At 74.6% G+C, this 20,710-nt stretch carries 16 protein-coding genes; 6 read left to right on the top strand and 10 right to left on the bottom strand.

Annotated elements, in window-relative coordinates:
* Positions 1-312 precede the first annotated feature (312 nt).
* Entirely contained in the window at positions 313-1,578 is a 1,266-nt protein-coding gene (locus ACWGSR_RS24445) for an MFS transporter (protein ID WP_453568973.1), read from the top strand.
* Positions 1,517-2,857, top strand: coding sequence for a D-arabinono-1,4-lactone oxidase (locus ACWGSR_RS24440; RefSeq protein ID WP_376242094.1), 1,341 nt, complete (start codon positions 1,517-1,519; stop codon positions 2,855-2,857). The genes ACWGSR_RS24445 and ACWGSR_RS24440 overlap by 62 nt, the downstream gene beginning before the upstream one ends.
* 80 nt (positions 2,858-2,937) lie before the next feature.
* Here the strand turns inward: ACWGSR_RS24440 and ACWGSR_RS24435 are convergent, their stop codons facing one another.
* Positions 2,938-3,975, bottom strand: coding sequence for a hypothetical protein (locus ACWGSR_RS24435; RefSeq protein WP_453568971.1), 1,038 nt, complete (start codon positions 3,973-3,975; stop codon positions 2,938-2,940).
* Between the two features lie 430 nt (positions 3,976-4,405).
* Here ACWGSR_RS24435 and sepH point away from each other — a divergent pair, with 430 nt between their 5' ends.
* Complete coding sequence (gene sepH, locus ACWGSR_RS24430) at positions 4,406-5,461, top strand: septation protein SepH (protein ID WP_366378152.1); 1,056 nt, start codon at positions 4,406-4,408, stop codon at positions 5,459-5,461.
* A gap of 251 nt (positions 5,462-5,712) precedes the next feature.
* Here the strand turns inward: sepH and ACWGSR_RS24425 are convergent, their stop codons facing one another.
* A complete protein-coding gene (locus ACWGSR_RS24425) occupies positions 5,713-6,540 on the bottom strand; it encodes a sulfurtransferase (protein ID WP_376245997.1) in 828 nt (275 codons plus the stop codon).
* A gap of 162 nt (positions 6,541-6,702) precedes the next feature.
* On the opposite strand from ACWGSR_RS24425, the gene ACWGSR_RS24420 reads away from it, so the two are divergent.
* Positions 6,703-7,473 carry a VOC family protein gene (locus tag ACWGSR_RS24420; protein WP_376245994.1) on the top strand — a complete coding sequence of 257 codons (771 nt, stop codon included), beginning with the start codon at positions 6,703-6,705 and terminating at the stop codon, positions 7,471-7,473.
* A gap of 37 nt (positions 7,474-7,510) precedes the next feature.
* Here the strand turns inward: ACWGSR_RS24420 and ACWGSR_RS24415 are convergent, their stop codons facing one another.
* The 4 genes from ACWGSR_RS24415 to ACWGSR_RS24400 form a co-directional block, all read right to left on the bottom strand.
* Positions 7,511-8,935: a polysialyltransferase family glycosyltransferase gene (locus ACWGSR_RS24415; protein ID WP_453568968.1), complete on the bottom strand. Its 1,425-nt coding sequence runs from the start codon at positions 8,933-8,935 to the stop codon at positions 7,511-7,513.
* 3 nt (positions 8,936-8,938) lie between these two features.
* Positions 8,939-9,904 (bottom strand): glycosyltransferase family 2 protein, encoded by a 966-nt coding sequence (locus ACWGSR_RS24410; RefSeq protein WP_376245988.1) that lies wholly within the window; start codon positions 9,902-9,904, stop codon positions 8,939-8,941.
* Positions 9,905-10,043: 139 nt separating this feature from the next.
* A complete protein-coding gene (locus ACWGSR_RS24405) occupies positions 10,044-12,602 on the bottom strand; it encodes a YfhO family protein (protein ID WP_453568966.1) in 2,559 nt (852 codons plus the stop codon).
* A 159-nt stretch (positions 12,603-12,761) separates the two neighbouring features.
* Entirely contained in the window at positions 12,762-13,379 is a 618-nt protein-coding gene (locus ACWGSR_RS24400; protein ID WP_453568964.1) for an isochorismatase family protein, read from the bottom strand.
* A 177-nt stretch (positions 13,380-13,556) separates the two neighbouring features.
* Here ACWGSR_RS24400 and ACWGSR_RS24395 point away from each other — a divergent pair, with 177 nt between their 5' ends.
* On the top strand, positions 13,557-14,225 hold the full coding sequence (locus ACWGSR_RS24395; RefSeq protein WP_453568962.1) for a TetR/AcrR family transcriptional regulator: 669 nt from the start codon (positions 13,557-13,559) through the stop codon (positions 14,223-14,225).
* A 149-nt stretch (positions 14,226-14,374) separates the two neighbouring features.
* Here ACWGSR_RS24395 and ACWGSR_RS24390 read toward each other — a convergent pair whose 3' ends face one another.
* From ACWGSR_RS24390 to ACWGSR_RS24375, 4 genes are all read right to left on the bottom strand, one after another.
* Positions 14,375-15,025, bottom strand: coding sequence for a thymidine kinase (locus ACWGSR_RS24390; protein ID WP_121828415.1), 651 nt, complete (start codon positions 15,023-15,025; stop codon positions 14,375-14,377).
* Positions 15,026-15,072: 47 nt separating this feature from the next.
* The gene (locus tag ACWGSR_RS24385; protein WP_376245977.1) at positions 15,073-16,278 is read right to left on the bottom strand and encodes an alkaline phosphatase family protein; all 1,206 of its coding nucleotides are present in this window, start codon (positions 16,276-16,278) and stop codon (positions 15,073-15,075) included.
* Positions 16,278-16,874 (bottom strand): DUF5998 family protein, encoded by a 597-nt coding sequence (locus tag ACWGSR_RS24380; RefSeq protein WP_366378143.1) that lies wholly within the window; start codon positions 16,872-16,874, stop codon positions 16,278-16,280. Before ACWGSR_RS24380 ends, ACWGSR_RS24385 begins: the two co-directional genes overlap by 1 nt.
* Positions 16,875-16,971: 97 nt before the next feature.
* Positions 16,972-20,166, bottom strand: coding sequence for a bifunctional acetate--CoA ligase family protein/GNAT family N-acetyltransferase (locus tag ACWGSR_RS24375; RefSeq protein ID WP_453568919.1), 3,195 nt, complete (start codon positions 20,164-20,166; stop codon positions 16,972-16,974).
* A gap of 175 nt (positions 20,167-20,341) precedes the next feature.
* Here ACWGSR_RS24375 and ACWGSR_RS24370 point away from each other — a divergent pair, with 175 nt between their 5' ends.
* On the top strand, positions 20,342-20,623 hold the full coding sequence (locus ACWGSR_RS24370) for an HPr family phosphocarrier protein (protein ID WP_030222698.1): 282 nt from the start codon (positions 20,342-20,344) through the stop codon (positions 20,621-20,623).
* The last annotated feature ends 87 nt before the right edge of the window (positions 20,624-20,710 follow it).

Below are 20,710 nucleotides of genomic sequence, written 5' to 3'. Positions count from 1 at the left end.
CCAGGAACGGGACCACGTCGTCCGGCCCCTCGGGGCCGCCGAAGGAGAGCAGCAGCAGGGCGTCGTACGGGGCGGGATCGTGCTGATCGGACATGGCACCGATCCTGCCACCCGGCCGCGGCGGCGGGGGGCGCGGCCCGGCGGAAGGGGCCGTGACGGCCGTCGGCGCCGGTCGTCCGAAAAGAGGGATGACCCATTCAGTTCAAAGCCGTAGGCTTTAGCTATTAACTACGCGTGTCCGGCGGTCGCAGGGGCACGTGCCGAGTCGTCGCGCGGAGCCAGCTCCGAAGCACGGAGATTCCGGAGACCCTCTTGCCCAGTCCCTACCGCGCGATCTTCGCGGCGCCCGGAACCGCGTCGTTCTCCGTCGCCGGGTTCTTCGGCCGGATGCCCCTGTCCATGATGGGCATCGGCATCGTCACCATGATCTCGCAGGTCACCGGCAGGTACGGCCTCGCCGGCGCGCTCTCGGCGACGCTCGCGATGTCCGCCGCCGTCCTCGGCCCGCTGGTCTCGCGCCTGGTCGACCGGCACGGGCAGCGCCGGGTGCTCCGGCCGGTGACGCTGGTGTCGCTCGCCGCGGGCGCCGGGCTCCTGCTCTGCGTGCAGCAGGGGGCGCCGGACTGGACGTTCTTCGTGTTCACCGCCGTGATCGGCTGCGTGCCGAGCGTCGGCGCGATGATCCGGGCCCGCTGGGCGGAGATCTACCGGGGCGAGGGACGGAGCCTGCACACGGCGTACTCGTGGGAGTCGATCGTCGACGAGGTGTGCTTCATCTTCGGCCCGATCATCTCCATCGGCCTGTCGACGACCTGGTTCCCCGAGGCCGGTCCGCTGCTCGCCGGGATGTTCCTCGCGATCGGCGTCTTCTGGCTGACCGCGCAGCGCTCCACGGAGCCCCGGCCGCACCCCCGGCGGAGCGGCGAGCGGAACGCCTCCCTGCTCCGCTCCCCCGGTCTGCGGGTCCTGGTCCTCGCCTTCGTCGCCACCGGCGCGATCTTCGGCTCGGTGGACGTGGTGACCGTGGCCTTCGCCGAGGAGCGGGGGCACAAGGCCGCCGCCAGCCTCGTCCTGGCCGTCTACGCGCTGGGTTCCTGTCTGGCCGGGGCCGTCTTCGGGCTGCTCCACCTCAAGGGCGATCCGTCCCGCAGGTGGCTGCTGGGCGTCTGCGCGATGGCCGTGAGTATGATCCCCCTCCTACTGGCCGGGAACCTGCCGTTGCTGGCCGTGGCGCTCTTCGTCGCGGGCCTCTCCATCGCACCTACCATGGTGACCACGATGGCCCTCGTCGAAGCGCACGTACCGCGCACCAAGCTGACCGAGGGCATGACCTGGACGGGTACGGGTCTCGCGATCGGCGTGGCGCTCGGCTCCTCGGCCGCCGGCTGGGTGGTCGACGCGTCGGGAGCGGAGGCGGGGTACGTGGTGCCCGTCGTCTCGGGCGCGGTCGCGGTCGCGGTGGGTCTTCTCGGACACCGCCGGCTGCGCAGGCCGGCGCCGAACCGGGAGGGGCAGCGTGAGCGGGACGAGGACAGCGGGGCCGGGGAGCGCCGGGACGGCGAGCGGTCCGTGGCGTAACTGGGCGGGGAACGTCACCTCCCGCCCGGCCCGCGAGGTGAGTCCGGCCTCGGCCGAGGAGCTCGCCGAGGCGGTGCGCCGGGCGGCCGAGGACGGGCTGCGGGTGAAGACGGTCGGCACCGGCCACTCCTTCACCCCGATCGCGGCCACCGACGGCGTGCTGATCCGGCCGGGGCTGCTGACCGGGATCCGGCGGATCGACCGCGAGGCGATGACCGTGACGGTCGAGTCGGGGACCTCGCTGAAGCGGCTCAACGTGGCGCTGGCCCGGGAGGGCCTGTCGCTCACGAACATGGGCGACATCATGGAGCAGACCGTCGCCGGGGCCGTCTCCACCGGTACGCACGGCACGGGCCGCGAGTCGGCGTCGATAGCGGCGCAGATCCGCGCCCTCGAACTGGTGACGGCCGACGGACAGCTGCTGACCTGTTCGGAGAAGGAGAATCCGGAGGTCTTCGCAGCCGCCCGGATCGGGCTCGGCGCGCTCGGCGTGGTCACCGCGATCACCTTCGCGGTGGAGCCGGTCTTCCTGCTCACCGCGCGCGAGGAGCCGATGTCCTTCGACCGGGTCACCTCGGAGTTCGACGCGCTGCACGCGGAGAACGAGCACTTCGAGTTCTACTGGTTCCCCCACACGGACAACTGCAACACCAAGCGCAACAATCGCAGCGCGGGCCCGGCCGCCCCTCCCGGGCGGATCAGCGGCTGGGTGGAGGACGAGCTCCTCTCGAACGGGGTCTTCCAGCTCGCCTGCTCCCTGGGCAAGGCGGTGCCGCCGGTCGTCCCCGCGCTCGCCAAGGTCTCCAGCCGGGCCCTGTCGGCCCGTACGTACACCGACATCCCGTACAAGGTCTTCACCTCGCCGCGCCGGGTGCGCTTCGTCGAGATGGAGTACGCGCTCCCGCGCGAGGCGGCGGTCGCCGCGCTGCGCGAGGTCAAGGCGATGGTCGAGCGGTCGCCGCTCAAGGTGAGCTTCCCGGTGGAGGTGCGCACGGCCCCGGCGGACGACATCGCGCTGTCCACGGCCTCGGGCCGGGAGACCGCCTACATCGCCGTGCACCTCTACCGGGGAACGCCCCACCGGGCGTACTTCACCGCGGTGGAGCGCATCATGACGGCGCACGGGGGCCGTCCCCACTGGGGCAAGCTGCACACCCGCGACGCCGCCTACCTCTCCGGGGTCTACCCGCGCTTCGCCGAGTTCACGGCGCTGCGCGACCGGCTCGACCCGGACCGGCTCTTCGCCAACGACCACCTGCGGCGGATCCTGGGCGACTGAGAGCGCCCCCGAGTACGGAAACGGCCGCCACGCGGGTGCGTGGCGGCCGTTTCGCCGTCCGGCTCCGTCGTCCGGTTCCGTCATTCGGCTCCGGGCTCCGGGCCGGTCCCCGCGTCGGGTCCCGCCGGGGCCGACGGGGCGGACGGGTCCCCGGTCGGTCCCGTGCCGGTGGACGGCTCCCGGGTCGGGGCGGTCGGTCCCGTGGTGGGGCCGGTCGGCCCCGGCGAGGGCGTCGTCCCGCCGTCGGTGGGGGCGGAGGGGGTCGGCTCGGCCGACGGGCTCCCGGTCCCGGTCCGCCCGGTGTCCGGCTGCCCGGAGCTCCGGCCGTCCGGGCTCGGGGTGGCTCCCGGTCCCGACGGAGAGGGGGTGCCGTCCCCGGGGCGTCCGGTGCCGTCGGAGGAGCCGGAGGGCGCGGGGGTGGTCTCCCCGCCCGGGTCCGGCGCGTCCTGTCCGCCGCCCCCGCCGCCGCGGACGGCCGAGCCGAAGGTGGTGGTCCCCTGCCGGCCGCCGAAGTCCTCGCCGGCGACCAGCTCGTAGGCGGTGATGCCGCCCATGGTGACGCCGAAGACCAGGGCGGCGGCGATCGCCGGGCGCCTCCAGCCCCGGACCCGGGTGCCGTGGGTGGTCGCCTCGCCGAACTCCTCCCGTTCCGGGAGGGGCGGCGGGACCGTGGCGAGCAGCAGGGTGGGGTCGTCCAGGCGGGGCGGGACTCCGGTCGCGGACCCGGCCACGGATCCGGACGCGGTGCGGGCGGACGCGGCACGGGCCGCGAGCGGGAGCCGGCGGGTCCTCGGCCGGGCGGCGGCGGTCGCGTCGCGGACCTGCTCGCCGGTGCGCCGGAAGACGTACTGGAAGAGCGGACCGCCGCAGGTGGCGATGACGCTGATCACACCGGCGCCGATGATCGTGCCGTACACCCCGAGGGTCGAGGCGAGCTTGGCGGCGATGACCGCGGCCAGGGCGCTGCCCGAGACCTGGGCCACGCTCAGGTCGACCCTTCTCCTGCCGTCCTCCTCGCCCTTCTCCCCCGCCTTCCCGCGCTCCTCCGCCTCCGCCTCCTTCGGCTCGTCCCTGTCGGTCTCCGGCCCGTGGCGCATCTCCAACCCCTGCTGGCTCATCCGAGTGCCTTGCACCCAGAAGGGACAAATGGGGGAAGCGAATGGTTCCGTTTCCACTGTTTCTGTGAAGAGCGACACGTGAGGGGGAAGATCGCGGAGACTCAACTCCCGCGCCGTCCGAGAAGTTGAGCGGCGCGCCGGTCCACCCAGGTGGCCCGAATGGAGTACATTGACGAAACCTGGGTCCGGACGCCCTCACGGGTGCCCGGGAGCACGGGAAGAGGGCCGGAGACGGCGCTCGAACCGGCGGCGCTCGGCATCGCGCGGGAACCGGCTGCACAGAGTGACCGCCAGTCACTCCGCGTAGCGAACAGGTAACCGTGCCATAACGGCGTTCCAGGGTCCACGCCCGACACGCGGGCAACTCGGCAAGGTAGTGGCAGGCTGCACCCGGGCAGGCCACACTCGACTAGCGGAAGCAGCGACGCACGTGACGTCGGCAGGCACCACCCGGGAGGTCCCCATGCCCGAACTGCGTGTCGTGGCCGTCTCCAACGACGGCACACGACTGGTGCTGAAGGCTGCTGACAGCACGGAGTACACACTTCCGATCGACGAGCGGCTCCGCGCCGCCGTGCGCAACGACCGCGCGCGCCTCGGCCAGATCGAGATCGAGGTGGAGAGCCACCTCCGCCCCCGCGACATCCAGGCGCGGATACGAGCCGGTGCCTCCGCGGAGGAGGTCGCCCAGCTCGCCGGCATCCCCGTCGACCGCGTGCGCCGCTTCGAGGGCCCCGTGCTCGCGGAGCGCGCCTTCATGGCGGAGCGGGCCCGCAAGACCCCCGTCCGCAGGCCCGGGGAGAACAGCGGCCCGCAGCTCGGCGAGGCGGTGCAGGAGCGGCTGCTGCTGCGCGGCGCCGAGAAGGACACCGTGCAGTGGGACTCCTGGCGGCGGGACGACGGCACCTGGGAGGTGCTGCTCGTCTACCGCGTCGCGGGCGAGGTCCACACGGCGAGCTGGACGTACGACCCGCCCCGGCGGCTCGTCCAGGCCGTGGACGACGAGGCGCGGGCCCTGATCGGCGAGACGGACGACACGATCGCCGCCGCGCCGGAGCCCAGCTTCCCGTTCGTGCCGCGCATCGCCCGGCTGCCCCGGGACCGGCCGCTCGACCGCGCCCTGGACCGCCAGCTGGAGCGGGCCCCCGCGCCGCCGCCCGAGGCGGAGGACGAGCGGGACTCCCTGACGAGCCTCCTGGAGGCCGTGCCGAGCTTCCGGGGCGACATGGTCGTGCCCGAGCAGCCGGACTCCGAGCCCTCGGACGAGCCCGAGGCGGAGGAGCCGCCGGCCCCGGCCGCCTCGGCGGGCGCGGGCGCCGCGTACGCCGACGTCCTCATGCCCCGCGCTGTCTCGGGCCACCGCGACCGCCTCACCGGCACCACGGACCGCCAGGCCGAGGCGGACGGCGTCCGCCCGGGGCGGCGCGCGGCGGTGCCGAGCTGGGACGAGATCGTCTTCGGCACGCGGAGGAAGAAGCAGGACTGACCTCCGTACGGAAGTACGGAGGCGTACGGAGGCGTACGGAGGCGTACGGAAGGGGCCCGCGCCGGTGTCACGGCGCGGGCCCCTTCCGCGTGCGCACGTGCGTTTGAGCACTGGTGGGCCGGGCCACGCGCGTGCGTGCGGGTGTTTGTTTGACCGACGGCGGCCGGGCCACGCGCGTGCGGGTGCTTGTCCGGCCGACGACGGCCGGGCCACGCGCGTGCGTGCGGCCCGGCCGCCGCCGTCGGTGCGCGCTACTCCGGGTCCGGGCCCGTGGCCACCGGGCGGGACGGGTCGGCGGACCACTCCGACCAGGAGCCCGCGTAGAGGGAGGCCGGGATGCCCGCGATCTCCAGGGCGAGGACCTCGTGGGCGCCGGAGACGCCGGAGCCGCAGTAGACCGCGACCGGGGTCCCCTCGTCCGCGCCCAGGGCCCCGAACCGGTCCCGCAGGGCGTCGGCGGCCAGGAAGAGCCCCTCGGCGTCGACGTTCCCGGTCGTCGGGGCCGAGACCGCGCCCGGGATGTGCCCGCCGACGCGGTCGATCGGCTCCACGTCACCGCGGTAGCGCTCGGCCGCCCGCGCGTCCAGGAGCAGCCCCGAGCGGGCGAACGCCGCCGCCCCGTCGGCGTCGAGCAGGCCGAGGGCGCCCGGCCGCGGCCGGAAGTCGCCCGGCTCGGGCGCCGGGACCTTCTCCGTCAGCTCGCCCGTCCAGGCCGCGAGACCCCCGTCCAGGACCCGCACGTCCGGGTGGCCCGCCCAGCGGAGCAGCCACCAGGCGCGGGCGGCGCCCCAGCCGGAGCCGCCGTCGTAGGCGACGACCGGTCGGTCCGCCGAGACGCCCGCGCGGCGCATCGCGGCGCCGAAGGCCTCCGGGTCGGGCAGCGGGTGGCGGCCGCCGCTCCCGGGCGGTCCCGCGAGTTCCGTGTCCAGGTCGACGTAAACCGCTCCGGGCAGGTGACCGGCCTCGTAGGCGGGCCGTCCGGGCGGGCCGCCGAGTGCCCAGCGGACGTCCAGGAGGACCGGCGGCCGGACTCCGGCCGACTCGCTCAGCAGTTCGCTTGCGGAGATGATGGGCTTCATGGATGCCATACTCGCGCAGCCGCACGGCCGCGCGGGACGGACCCGGCGTCTTCCCCGCGGGAGCGCGCCGCGACGTGGTGCGTCCGGGGCGCACCGCGCCACCACCGGTTTCACCGCCGGAAGGGGGCACGGCCACGACGATGGTCCGAGGAGAGGGTGACGATGACCGAGGCGACTCGGCGCCCACCCGGCACACCCTGTTGGGTGAGCCTGATGGTGCACGGGCTTGACGCCACGCAGGAGTTCTACCAAGCGCTTTTCGGCTGGGAGTTCGTGCCCGGCCCCGAGCAGCTCGGGCCGTACGTCCGCGCCCTGCTCGGCGGCAAGGAGGTGGCGGGCATCGGCCGGCTGCCGGTCGACCGGCACCTGCGCATCGCCTGGACCCCCTACCTGGCCACCGGGGACGCCGACGAGACGGCCGAGGGCGTCCGGGGCTGCGGCGGGACCGTCGCGGTGGGCCCGCTGGACGCGGGCGAGGCGGGCCGCATGGCGATCTGCTCCGACCCGACCGGCGCGGTCTTCGGCGTCTGGCAGGCGAAGGCGCACCACGGCACGGCGACGGCGGGACCGCCGGGGACCCCGGTGTGGAACGAGCTGCTCACGTACGAGTCGTCGATCGGCAAGTTCTACCGGACGGTCTTCGGTTTCGAGCTGGAGCCGGCCGACTCGCCCGGGAACGACTACGCGACGCTCTTCGTGGACGGGACCCCCGTGGCCTCCCTGCACGGCGTCGGCGACGCGCTGCCCCGGGACCGGGGCCCGCACTGGATGACGTACTTCGAGGTGGCCGACGTGGACGCGGCCGCCCGGCTCGTCGTGGAGCTCGGCGGCCGGGTCCTGTCCCCGCCGCGCGACGGCACGGCGGGGCGGCTGGCCGTGGTGGCGGACCCGGAGGGCGCGGTCTTCACCCTGGTCAGGTCGGCCGGGCGCTGATCGGGCGGGCGCCGGCCCGGACGCCCGCCGCGGCCGATCAGCCGCGGCGGCTCCGCGCGAGGCTCCGGCGCAGCCGGGACGCGGCGCCCGGGGCCGGTCCGGCCGCTCCGCCCGGCAGGCCGAGCAGGGTCAGCCGTTCGGCGTCGAAGTGGTGCGCGGTGCCGGGGGCGTCGTGGTGGGCGGCCAGGAAGCGGGTGGCCTCCTCCCGGAGGCCGGGGTGGCTCCCGTGCCGCATGCAGTAGCCGACGGCCCGGACCAGGGGCGTGAGCGAGGCGGGGGCCGGGCCGGGGACGGCGGGCTCCTCGCCCCGCTCCAGGTCCGCGACGAGGTGGTCGACGACGGTGAGCGGGATGCGGTTGCTGTTCTCGAAGGGGGTGAGCCGTGCGAGGACCTCGGCCGTGCCCACGCGCGCGACGGGCACGTCGTAGTGGACGGCGGCGGTGAGCATCGCCGTGGAGAAGCAGCCGACGACCAGCCGGGGCCGGCACCGCTCGTAGAAGGTCTCGGCGAGCAGCGGCCCGTCGAGGACCGTGAGGCGCACGCCGGTCCGTTCCGCCTCCTCGTCGAGGGCCCGGGAGTAGCGGACGGGGGCGCTCGGGTGCGGCTTGAAGACGATCGAGCGGTGTCCGGCGGCGGCCGCCCCGCGCAGCATCCGCACGTGCAGCTCCTCTTCCTCCTCTGCGGTGAGGAGGCCGAGGGCGGCGAGGTACTGGCCGAGCAGGAGGGCCGTGGGCCCGGCGGCGGCCGCCCGCGCGAGCGCCGGATCGTCGGCGGCCTCCTCGGCGATCTCGGCGAGGACGGCGCGGAAGGCGTCGTCGGGGACGAGCTCGGGTTCGACGCCGTACTCGCTCAGGAGGAGGGGGCGCAGGCCGGGCACCAGGTCGAGGTGGAGGACCCGCCGGATGCGGCAGGCGATCGACTGCGCGAGGTCGTTGCGGGTGGGGCCGTAGCTCATCAGGCCGTCGGCGTAGACGTGCAGGGAGCTCTCGGGGAAGGCGCCGGCGAGCGCCTTCGCGGGGTTGACCTGGATGGACTCGACGACCAGCTCCACCGGGGCGTCGCCGAGGTCCCAGGCGGTGCGCAGCACGCGCTGCCAGAGCGGAGCCTCCTCGGGGCGGGGGGCCCAGGCGGCGGGGTGGTACGGGTGGATCGTCTCGTTCCAGTCGAGGGTGCCGTCGAAGCGGGCGGCGATCCGTCCGTAGCCGGTCATGGTCTCCAGGCGCAGCGCGGTCTCCGGGATCTCGGCGTTGTGCGAGACGAGGAGGAGCCGACGGGCGTCCCCGCGCGGGCCGAACTGCCCGGCGTCGAGGGCGGCGGCCAGGGTGGCGGCGCCGTAGAGGGTGGACACCTGGAAGATCTGGACGGGGCGGGCGCCGGGAGCCGGGGCGGGGCGCGTGTCGGGAGCCTTCTCGAAGGCCGTGTCGGGAGCCTTCTCGAAGGCCGTGTCCGTGTCGGGGGCCATGGGTCAGGCGGTCCTTCCGGTCTCGCGCAGGCTCCGGAGGAGGGTGCCGCGCCGGGTGTCGATGGTGGCGAGGGTCTCGTCGAGGACCCGCTGCGGCATCCGGCGCAGCGCGTCACCGACGTCGGCGCGCAGCTGCCTGGCGACGGCGGGGTCGTACGTGGCGACCTTGCCCATGTGGAAGGCGATCATCGCGCAGTACGTGCGGACCGCCTTCGGGAGGAACCGGTCCGCCTCGGCGTCCCGGGAGACCTCGTCGAGCAGGAGGTCGTACGAGGGGATGAAGTCCAGCTGCCGGTTGTCGGTGATCTGGGTGAGCGAGGTGGTGACGCCCCGCCGGTAGAAGACGCCGTGCAGGGAGAGCGCGGCGAACGTGCGGGCCTTGAGGTGGAGCCGCCAGACCCAGAGGCGGTCCTCGGCGGTCCTCAGGGACGTCTCGAAACGGGATTCGCCGTTCGCGAAGAGGCGGCTGCTGTAGATGCCGAAGGGGACGAAGGGGTAGTCCACCATCGTCACCATGCTGGCCGGCGCGATGCCGTCCCTGGGGTCCATCACGGTGTCGCGCCGCTTGGCGGGGGCGTAGCGGATCTGGCGCTTCCGGCCCTCCGACAGGACGTGGTCGGTGCGGGCGAAGTCGCAGTCCAGGCGGGAGATCCCGGCGACGGCGGCGCTCAGGTGGCCGGGCGCGTACCAGTCGTCCCCGTCGAGGAAGGTGAGGTAGTCGCCGCGCGCCGCGTCGATCCCGGTGTTGCGCGCCTGGGCGACGCCCCGGTTGGTCTCGTGCCGGATGACGGTGGCGTTCGGCAGGCGGTCGCGCCAGCGGTCGAGGATCTCCGGGGTGTCGTCCGTCGAGCAGTCGTCGACCAGCAGGAACTCGAATGCGGGGTCCGCGTTGTTCGCGAGACTGCGCAGGGTGTCGGGGGCGTAGGCCCCGACGTTGTGGAACGGTACGACGACGGACAGTTTCGGCACTCGGTTTCCCCACACTGGATCGGTCTGTTGGACGCCGTGGACGGCGGGTACGGTAACGCTCCGCTTCTCCGGGCGAACGAGCCTCGCGTGCACGCCGGGTGAACTCTCTCCGTCCTCCCGGGGAACCCGGACCGGCCCGTCACCCACGGGTCCGCCCACGGGTGCGCCCGCGGTGCAGGAGTCCCGTCGCCACGAGCGCGAGGAGCGCGGCGGCGCCGACGGCGCCGCCCAGCTTGATGCCCGGCGGCCGGAAGGAGCAGTGGACCGTGTCCGTCCGCCCGTCGAGGGGGACGGCGACGAGGCCCTCGTACGCGCGCGCGGGGCGGAGGTCCGCGTCTCCGGCGGCGCACCTCCAGCCGGAGATCCGGGGTACGGCGAGGACGGCGACGCCCGTACTGCCCGGCGGGAGTTCGGCGGTGACGGTGTGTCCGGTGGTGCGCACCCGGGTGGCGCCGGTGGCGGTGAGCCGGTCCACGGCGGAGTCGAGCCGGGCGCGGACCAGGCAGCCGACCGGCTGCCGGGGCAGCCGCGCCCTGCCCTGGGGGCCGAGCGCGATCCGCACCTCGCCGGAGTCCGGCACGGTGCCGAGGGCGCCCATGGCCGCGCTGACGGCCGGCGGCCTGCCGTCGAACTTCACGGGCTCCCCGCCGTCGAGGGCCGCCGTGCCCCGGTAGTCGGGCGCCCAGAACCAGACGTGGGAGCCGGCCGGACAGCGGGCGGTGAGGGTGCCGCCGGTGCGGCGTGGCGCGGGCAGCTCGTACACGGAGGCGCCGAGCAGGCGTTCCTGCCGGGCGAAGGCGGAGTCCCCCCGGGGCCCGGCCGGACGCGGCGACGGACGGACGGTCACCAGCGGCGGTACGGGGACGGTGGTGGCGGTGACCGTCGCGCGGGGCGGCGCGTCCTTCCGTACCGGCTCGGCGGGGCGCGAGCGGATCCGGGTGCCGACGGAGAACAGGGCGTCGGTGACGGGGTTGTCGAGGGTGACCGGGTGGCGGCCCTTAGCGTAGGAGCCGAAGCCCAGGGAGATCAGGGTCCGGGAGGTCGCCCCGGAGGTGAGGCTGCTGTAGTACTCGGCGCTCTGCCCGCCGACGAGCAGGGGGTCGTTGCCGCCGGGGACCTCTCCGGGGTCCGTGCGGTGCCGGGGCCAGGCGTCCGCGCGGGCAGCCTCGCGCGCCGCGGCCTCGTGCCAGGGTCCGGTCCGGGGCGACCAGGCCACCTTGTCGCGCTGCCGCTCCTCGATCCGCTTCCCGGTGACGGCCGCCTCGCCCGCCTGGGCGGCGACGAGCAGGACCACGGCGAGGAGGGGCAGGGCGCGGGCGGACAGGAGACGGGGGGCGCCGGCGGAGCCCTTGCGGGCGGCCGCCAGGGCGAGGAGGGCGGCGACGAGTGCCAGGAGCGCGGCCGCGCCGAAGGCGGGGAAGGTCCACCGGTCGATGTCGACGCTCCCCCGGGCCGCCCGCGCGAGGGCGCCGAGCAGGGCGCCGCCCGCGAGGAGCGCGGCCGGCCGGGGCACTCCCCCGGCGACCGAGAACCAGGCCGCGACCAGCAGCAGGCCGCACAGGACGAAGGCCTGGCGGTACGGGACGCCGTTGGGCGAGGCCCCCGCGTGCCAGAGCAGATGGGTGGGCTCCCACTGGAGGGAGAGCGCCACCAGGACGACGGCGGCCGTCAGGGCGGCCCGGACGCGCGGGGCGACGGCCCGGTTGAAGGGCAGGGTCAGGGCGAGGAGCAGGGCGGGCGTGCCGATGAAGAGGGCGGGGCTCGACGTGCTCGCGGTGGCGGGCAGGAAGCGGGCGAGGACGTCCGTCCAGGCCGCGGGGGCGAAGGTGACCTCCGGGGTGGGGTCGGCGGTCTTCGTGCCGAGGAAGACGACCACGACGAGCGGTGCGGCGAGTCCGACGCCGATGAGGACGCCCCGGGTGGCGCGCAGCGCCCCGGCGAGGCGCTGCCGGAGGGTGGCGGTCTCCTCGGCCGTGAGCAGCCGGACGGCGAGGACGACGGCCGCGCCGAGGGTCGCCATGTACGCGGTGTAGAAGTTGGCGGTCCAGGCGAGGGCGACGACGAGCGGTCCGAGGACGGGACGGCGGGCGGTGCGGGCCCACTCGCCGACCAGGCAGAGCAGCGGGAAGGCGACGAGCCCGTCGAGCCACATCGGGACGGTGGAGCCGAAGTTGAAGGTCCAGCCCGAGAGGGCGTACGCGGTGCCGAGCAGGGCGGCGACCGGCCAGGGCCCGGGGCGCAGCCGCAGGAGCAGGGCCGCCATGGCGGCTCCGGCGGTGGTGATCTTGACGGCGGTGACGACGTACAGCGCGAGTTCGATCCGGTCCGCCGGGAAGAACACGACGAGCAGGTCGACGGGGCTGCTCAGGTAGGTGCCGATGTCGCCGAGGAAGTTGGAGCCGAAGCCGGAGTTCCAGTTGAGGAAGGCGTCGCCGTGCGTCTCGCCGAGGAGGAAGGAGCGCCAGTAGGCGTGGTACGGCAGGTACTGCTGGCCCAGGTCGACGATGTTCCTGGTCACCGGGCCGAAGGGGTGGCTGCGGGAGAGCGCGGTGGCGAGGCAGAACAGCACGGCGGTGAGCAGGGCGGCGGCGCCCGCGGCCCGCGCTCCCCGGGCCGGGGCCGCGGCCCGGGGCCCGGGGCCCGCGTCCTCCTCGCCCTCGACCTCGTCGAGCACGGTCTCGGCGGCGGCGGGGGGCACACGTCCTCCAGGGGTCGTACGGCGCGGAACGCCCGGAGGTGGGGTCGTCACGCACGGGCCGGACGCCATTACCGCCGAGGCGGGCGACCCGCAATCGATCGGCGGGAGATGTCCGGGCACACCCCGGGTGAACTCCCGGTGCCGTGTGCCCCGGACGGATCAGGCGACCGGCACCGGGTCCACGAGTTCGTCGACCGTGCGGACCACCGTGCCGAACAGGTCGGAGACCGTCGTCAGGCTCGCGGCCGCAAGCGCGGCCGACGGCAGGACGGTGCCGTCCGGCGCCTCCAGGGGGCGGGTGGCGGTGGCCTCGGCGACGACGGTCGGGCGGTGGCCGAGCCTGAAGGCGCCCTGGGCGGTGAACAGGACGCACATGTGGGTCATGAACCCGGCGAGGACCAGGTCGCCGGTGGCGCCGAGGTCCTTCAGGACCTCTTCGAGCTCCGTGGCGTGGAAAGCGTCGGGAAACCGCTTGACGACCACCTTCTCGCCCTCGACCGGGGCGACCTCGTCACTGAGGGAGCCGATCTCGGCCCGGATGTCGTACGGGGTGCCCTCGCCGCCGTCGTTGACGACGTGGACGACCGGCGTCCCCGCGGCGCGGGCGGCCGCGAGCAGCCGGGCGCCGGCGGCCACGGCCTCCTCGGCCCCGTCGAGCCGCATGACGCCGGTGCGGTAGGTGTTCTGGAAGTCGATCATGATCAGGACCGACTCGCTCAGACGCGGCGGCTCCTGGGGCAGGCCGATCACCTGGCGCAGGGTGGTGGACGCGGTCATGGCGGTTCCTTCCGGTCGGGCGGGGCGGGACGGCTCCGACGGGGCCGCCCGCGAACGTTTTCAACGCTAACACAACTCGTAATCATCGATTACAAAGATCCGGACACCGCTACGGCACCACCGCCCGCCCAGGGGATTCACCCAGGTCCGACCTGTTAGCGCTGCTACCGTGGGAACATGTCGACGGCCCGAGAGCGCATCCTGGAAGCCACCGAGGAACTGCTCGCCACCAAGGACGCCCCGGCGATCTCGACCCGGGCCATCTGCGACCGGGCGAAGGTCGGCATGCCCGAGATCTACCGCCAGTTCGGCGACAAGCAGGGGCTGCTCACGGCGGTGGCCGACCTCGGCTTCGCGCGCTTCCTCGCCGAGAAGAGGCGCAACCCGCTCACCGACGACCCGGTGGCGGACCTGCGCACGGCCTGGGACAGTCACGTCGCGTTCGCGCTGCGCAACCCGCACCTCTACCGCCTGATGTTCGCGCCGGCGGGCGACGCGAAGCCGCAGGCCGTCAAGGAGGCCCAGGCGATCCTGCTGAAGGCCGTGGAACGCTGCCGTGACGCCGGACGCCTGCGCATGCCCCCCGAACTGGCCGGCCGGTCGATCCTCTCGGCCAACGTGGGCGTGTGCGTGATGGCCCTCTCCTTCCCCGACCTCTTCGGGGACCTCGACGCCTCGCGGGCGGTACGGGACGCGGTGATCGACAGGATCACCGGCGACGAACGGGAGGACACCCGCATCGGCACCGCGACGGTCCTGGCCCGGGCCCTGCTGGGGACCCTGACGGGGACGGCGCCGGTGACCGGCGCCGTGCTCGACGAGTTGACGGCGCCTCCGGCGGAATGAACCGTCCGCGGAACGACGGGCAGCGGGCAGCGGCAACGGCAACGGCACGCCCGGTGAAACGGCTCCGCTTCACGGCCCAGGACCCCGTGCGGACCCGGTCGGCCGCGCCGAGCTGATGCTGTCCGTACCGGAGCCGGACCGGAGACGCGTCAGGCGTGGTTGACCGGGAGGACGTCCGGAGACAGGGCGCCCGCGTGCGCCGAGGCCGCGGTCATCCGCTTGCGGTGGTGGCGGCGGCAGAGGACCTCGTAACCGATCTCCTCCGCCGGGCGGTTCACGTCGCCGACCACGACCTGCTCGCCCTCGACGACCATCTCCCCGCCCACCGTACGGGCGTTGTGCGTGGCCCGGGCGCCACACCAGCACAGGGCCTCGACCTGGAGCTGTTCTATGCGGTCCGCCAGCTCGATCAGCCGCTGCGAGCCGGGGAAGAGCTTCGTGCGGAAGTCGGTGGTGATGCCGAAGGCGAAGACGTCCAGTCCGAGGTCGTCGACGATGCGGGCGAGCTGGTCGATCTGCTCGGGGGCGAGGAACTGCGCCTCGTCCACGATCACGTAGTCGGCCTTGCCGCCCTGGGAGAGCTGGCCGACGAGGTACGCGTACACGTCCATGCCCCGCGGCGCCTCGACCGCCTCCGTGACCAGGCCGAGCCGGGAGGACAGCTTGCCCTCGCCGGCCCGGTCGTCACGGGTGAAGATCACGCCCTGGAGGCCGCGCGCGTCGCGGTTGTGGGCGATCTGGAGCGCCAGGGTGCTCTTCCCGCAGTCCATGGTTCCGGAGAAGAAGACCAGCTCGGGCATGACGGGGCGGGGACCTTTCGGGGCGTGGAGAAGAGGGAGGGTGGGGGTCAGGAGCGTACTTCGAGCAGCGGGACGAGCTGCTCGGCGGGGGTCATGGACCCGTGCATGCCGGCCATCGCGGACTCGTGGGGCTCGTTGACGGAGGCCGTGATGGCCACGTCGTCGTGGGCCGCCGCGACGACGTCCCCGATCCGCCCGTACACGCGCTCGTCGACCTCGTCCCCGAACCAGCCGAGGGCGATGGCCTCGTCGCGGCTCGCGACCCAGAACTGCTCGCCGACGACCTCGCGCCAGCAGGTGAGGACGTCCGCCTCGGCGCCGCGCACGGCGTAGACGTGGCGGGCGCGTCCCTCGCCGCCGAGGAGGGCGACGCCGGCGCGCAGCTCCCAGTCCTCGTCGAAGTCGATGCGGTGCCGCTCGTCGAAGGGGATGTCGACCATGCCGTGGTCGGCCGTGACGTACAGGGCCGAGCGGGGCGGCAGTTGCTCGGCGAGCCGCTGCACGAGCCGGTCGACGAACATGAGCTGGCCGCGCCAGGCGTCGGAGTCGACGCCGAAGCGGTGCCCGGCGCCGTCGAGTTCGCTGTAGTACGTGTAGACCAGCGAGCGGTCGCCGGCGGCGAGCTGCTCGGCGGCGAAGTCCATGCGCTCCTCGCCGGAGAGCCGCCCGTGGAACGTCCCGCCGCTGAGCGCGATCTGGGTGAGCGGGGTCTGCTCGAAGATCGGGGAGGACACCTGGGCGGTGTGGACCCCGGCCTCGTGGGCGAGCCGGAAGACGGTGGGGTACGGCTGCCAGACGCGCGGCGCGGTCCACGGCTTCCAGCGCAGCTGGTTCATCAGCTCGCCGGTGTCGGGGTTGCGCACGGTGTAGCCGGGCAGCCCGTGGGTGCCCGGGTAGCGGCCGGTGCCGACGGAGGCCAGCGAGGTCGCGGTGGTGGCGGGGAAACCGGCGGTGATCGGACGGCCCGTGCCGCCCCGCGAGGAGCCGAGGAGCGAGGTCAGGTAGGGCGCCTCGTCCGGGTGGTCCTTGATCTGCTCCCAGCCGAGCCCGTCGATCAGGAAGACGCAGTTCCGGTCGGCCGGGGCGAGTTCGGCGATCCGCGGGGCGAAGCCGGGCACCTCCTGGCCCGCGACGAGCGTCGGGAGGAGGTCGCCGAGGGAGCCGGTGGCGTACTCGGGCACCGGCGCGGTCTCCGGGGCGAGCGGGACCGGGTCGTCGGGCCAGCCGTGGGACACGGCGGCGGGCTGCGCCATCAGCGGGCGGTGGCGGCGGTGGCCGCGGTGGCTTCGGAGAGCGCCTGGGCGAAGGCGAGGGTCTGCCGGACGGTGTCCGGGCCGTCCCCGGCCTCGCTCACGCGCAGGCTGAGGTCGTCGGCGGTGGCGTTGCCGGTGTAGCCGTGGTCGGCGTCGCAGTTGGCGTCGCCGCAGGCCGCGGGCTCCAGGTCGATGCGGGAGACGGCGCCCCAGCCGATGGTGAGGACCACCTCGCGGGGCAGGGTGCCCGGCGTGTACGACTCGGGGTTGGCGACCACGCGGCTGACGACGACCGACGAGATCCGGTCGAGCTTCACGGACTCGGTGGAGGTCGTGGCGTACGGGGTCGGGGAGCTGGTGTCGGCGGCCTGCTCGTCGGTGTGGCTGACGATGAAGCGGTTCGGCGTCAGGACGAGGACGGTGACGTGGCGGCGGACCTCGTTCGCGTCGAAGGTGGTCTCCTGGTGCACCACGTACGACGCGACGGCCTCGCCGCCGACGGCGGCCTCCACCGCCTCGGCCACGAGGGCCGGGTAGTAGCCGCTGCGCTCGATCGCCGCGCGCAGCCCCTGGGTCGTCGTACCGGTCTTCGCCATGGACTCCATCCTAAGCCCCGGGTAAGGACGGCTCGGCCGGTTGCGGGGGCGGCGGGGCCGCGGGAAGGGCGGGGGGCTGTGACATCCGACTCCTCCGTCAGTAGTTCGGCAGGCTGCGCGGGCCGAGGTCCGTGCGGGGCGGGGGCGGGGCCAGGCGGACGGTCGCGCCGAGGACGGAGAGGCCCCGGGGCGCGACGACCACCGGCTCCAGGGAGACGGCGACCACCTCGGGGTGGTCGTCGACGAGCCGGGAGACCCGGAGGAGGAGTTCCTCCAGGGCCGGGGTGTCGACGGGGGCGGAGCCGCGCCAGCCGAAGAGCAGCGGGGTGGTCCGGAGGGAGCGGACGAGTTCCGCGACGTCCCGGTCGGTGGCCGGGACAAGGCGGTGGGCCGTGTCGCCGAGGAGTTCGGAGGCCGCGCCCGAGAGGCCGAAGGAGAGGACGGCGCCGACGGCCGGGTCGATGGCGGAGCGGACGACGGTGTCGACGCCCCGGGGCACCATGGCCTGGACGACCGGCTGGAGCTCCTCGGGCTTGCCGAGGACCTCGGTCAGCTCGGCGTAGGCGGTGCGCAGCTGTTCCTCGGTGGCCAGGTCGAGCCGGACGCCGCCGAGGTCGGGACGGTGGCGGAGGTGCGGCGCGGTCGTCTTGAGGGCGACGGGGTAGCCGAGCCGGGCGGCGGCCGCGACGGCGTCGTCGGGCGTGGGGGCGGGCAGGGTCGGCAGGACGGTGATCCCGTACCGGGCCAGCAGCTCGCCGGCCTGGTCGGTGCCGAGGGTCACGCCCCGCGCGTCCGCCTCCGCGCCGCCGAGCACCCGCCGGATCAGGGCGGCGGCCCCCGTCTCGTCGATGTCCTCGTACTCGGGCACCCGCCCGGGCTCGGCCGCCTGCCGCCGCCACTGCCCGTACCGCACGGCCTCGGCGAGCGCCCGCACGGCCCGCTCGGCGGCGGGGTAGGCGGGGATGGTGACCGGCCCGGGGCCCCGGACCGGACCGGGCTGCGGCGCCGGCTCGACGGCGGGCGACGCGGTCGTCGATACGGGGCCGGGCGCGGATCCGGATCCGGATGCGGATGCGGATGCGGGCGGGGCAGGGCTGGACGCGGCGGATACGGAGGGTCCGGGCGTGGTGGGTACAGGGGCGGCGGCTCCGGGGGCGGTGGCGGCTCCGGGCGTGAGGGATTCGGACGTGGCGGGTACAGGGGCACCGGCTCCGGCGGAACGGTTCTCCCCCGCGGAAGCACCCGCGCCGGGGCCGGCCCCCACGCCCGCACCTGTACCCGTACCCGCGCTCGTACTCGCACCCATACCCGTACTCGCTCCGGCCCCCCGCCCCGCCGCCGGCGGCCTCGTGCTCGTCGCCACCGCCAGGGCCTCCGCGAGGCCGCCCATCTCGACGTGGACGACGACGACCGGCTTCGTCGGGGCGGGCGCGGAGGCGACGGCCTCGCGGAGGGCCGCCGCGAGGACCTCGCCGTCGCCGAACTCGGTGGCGCCGTCCTCGCCGACCCACGGGATCGCGGTCACGACGACCGCGTCGGACGTCTCGTCCGCGAGGGCCGCCGCCAGCGCGTCCCGGAAGTCCGCCGGGACCGCCGCGGTCGTCAGGTCGAGGGGCCGCAGCGGGCGCAGCCCCTCGGTGAGGCAGGCGTCGTACGTGAGGAGGCCGAGCGACTCGGAGTTGCCGAGGATCGCGACCCGGGGCCCGGTGGGGAGCGGCTGGGCGGCGAGGAGCAGCCCGGCGTCGACGAGCTCGGTGACGGTGTCGACGCGGATCACCCCGGCCTGCCGGAGCAGCGCGGAGACCGTGGCGTGCGGGATGCGGGTGACGGGCACCCGGTGGCCGGGCGGGGCGCTGCCGCTGTGCCGGGCGCCCTTGACGACGACGACCGGCTTGACGGCGGCGGTGCGGCGGGCGAGCCGGGTGAACTTCCGGGGGTTGCCGATCGACTCCAGGTAGAGGAGGACGACGTCGGTGCCGGGGTCGTCGTGCCAGTGCTGGAGGAAGTCGTTGCCGGAGACGTCGGCGCGGTTGCCGGCCGAGATGAAGGAGGAGAGTCCGGCGCCCCGCCGGTGCAGTCCGGCGAGGAGGGCGATCCCGATCGCGCCGGACTGGGTGAAGAGCCCGATCCGCCCGGCGGCCGGCATCTGCGGCGCGAGCGAGGCGTTGAGCCGGACGTCGTCGGCGGTGTTGATGATGCCGAAGGCGTTGGGGCCGATGATCCGCATGCCGTACGAGCGGGCCTGCCGTACGAGCCGGCGCTGCCGCTCGCGGCCCTCCGGACCGCTCTCGGCGTATCCGGCGGAGAGGACGACGAGACCCCGCACCCCGTGCTCGCCGCAGTCCGCGACGGCCTCCGGCACCCGTTCGGCGGGGACGGCGACGACCGCCAGGTCCACGGGCTCGCCGATGGCGCCGACGGAGCGGTACGCGGGGACCCCGTCGAGCTCGGCCGGGCCTCCGTCGCCGGTGTCGCCACCGGTCTCGGGGAGCGCGGCGTTCACCGCGTACACGCGTCCGGTGAAGCCCGCTCCGACGAGGTTGCGCAGGACGGTCCGGCCGACGCCGCCGGGCGTGCGGCCGGCACCGACCACGGCGACGGAGCCGGGGGTGAGCAGCCGCTGTACGGAGCGGGCCTCGGCGCGCTGCTCGCGGGCGCGCTGGACGGCGAGGGACCGGTCGGTGGGTTCGAGGTCGAGGTGGAGCCGCACGGAGCCGTCCTCGAAGCTGCGCTTCTGGGTGTAGCCCGCGTCGGTGAAGACCTTGATCATCTTGGTGTTGGCGGGGAGCACCTCGGCGGCGAAGCGCCGGATGCCCCGCTCGCGGGCGACCGCCGCGATGTGTTCGAGCAGGGCGGAGGCGACGCCCCGGCCCTGGTGCGCGTCCTGGACGAGGAAGGCGACCTCGGCCTCGTCGGCCGGGGCGGAGGCGGGCAGTCCGCGGTCGTCGATGCGGTCGTAGCGGACGGTGGCGATGAACTCGCCGCCGACGGTCGCCGCGAGTCCCACCCGGTCCACGAAGTCGTGGTGGGTGAAGCGGTGCACGTCCTTGGCGGAGAGGCGCGGGTAGGGGGCGAAGAAGCGGTAGTACTTCGACTCGTCCGAGACCTGCTCGTAGAAGCTGACGAGCCGGTCGGCGTCGTCGGTGGTGATGGGCCCGATGCGCGCGGTGCCGCCGTCGCGGAGCACCACGTCCGCCTCCCAGTGGTCGGGGTAGGCGTGCTCCGGTGGCGCGGACCGCACCGGCTCCGCCTGCGGTTCCGCCGCTTCCGACTGCTCCGACGCGCTCTGCATGGGGTCAGCCTACGGCCGGGACACGCCTGGGGCACCGGTCGCGCGGCGGGGGTGCGCGTTGCAAGGTGGGGGGAGCCGAGAGGCGGTCCGGTGCGGGCCGGAGGTCGGCGTGAGCACCGCGCATCCCGTGAGAGACTGGTCTAGACAACCCGCTTGAGACTTGAAGGGCAACACCATGGCTGAGCGCCGCGTCAACGTCGGCTGGGCCGAGGGCCTGCACGCCCGCCCCGCGTCCATCTTCGTCCGTGCCGCCACGGCTTCCGGCGTTCCGGTGACGATCGCCAAGTCCGACGGCACCCCCGTGAACGCCGCCTCCATGCTCGCGGTGCTCGGCCTGGGCGCGCAGGGCGGCGAGGAGATCGTGCTCGCGTCGGACGCCGAGGGCGCCGAGGCCGCTCTGGACCGTCTCGCGAAGCTGGTCGCCGAGGGCCTGGACGAGCTCCCCGAGACCGTCTGACCCCTCTCGTGACTTCGAAAGGCCGTGGCCGCCGGGATTTCGGCGGCCCCGGCCGTTGGCGTTTACACACCCGCTCCCCCCCCCCCC

Source organism: Streptomyces sp. NPDC055632, from assembly GCF_053618675.1.
Note: the sequence above shows the minus strand (reverse complement) of the source record. Positions and strands in the feature narration are given on the sequence as shown.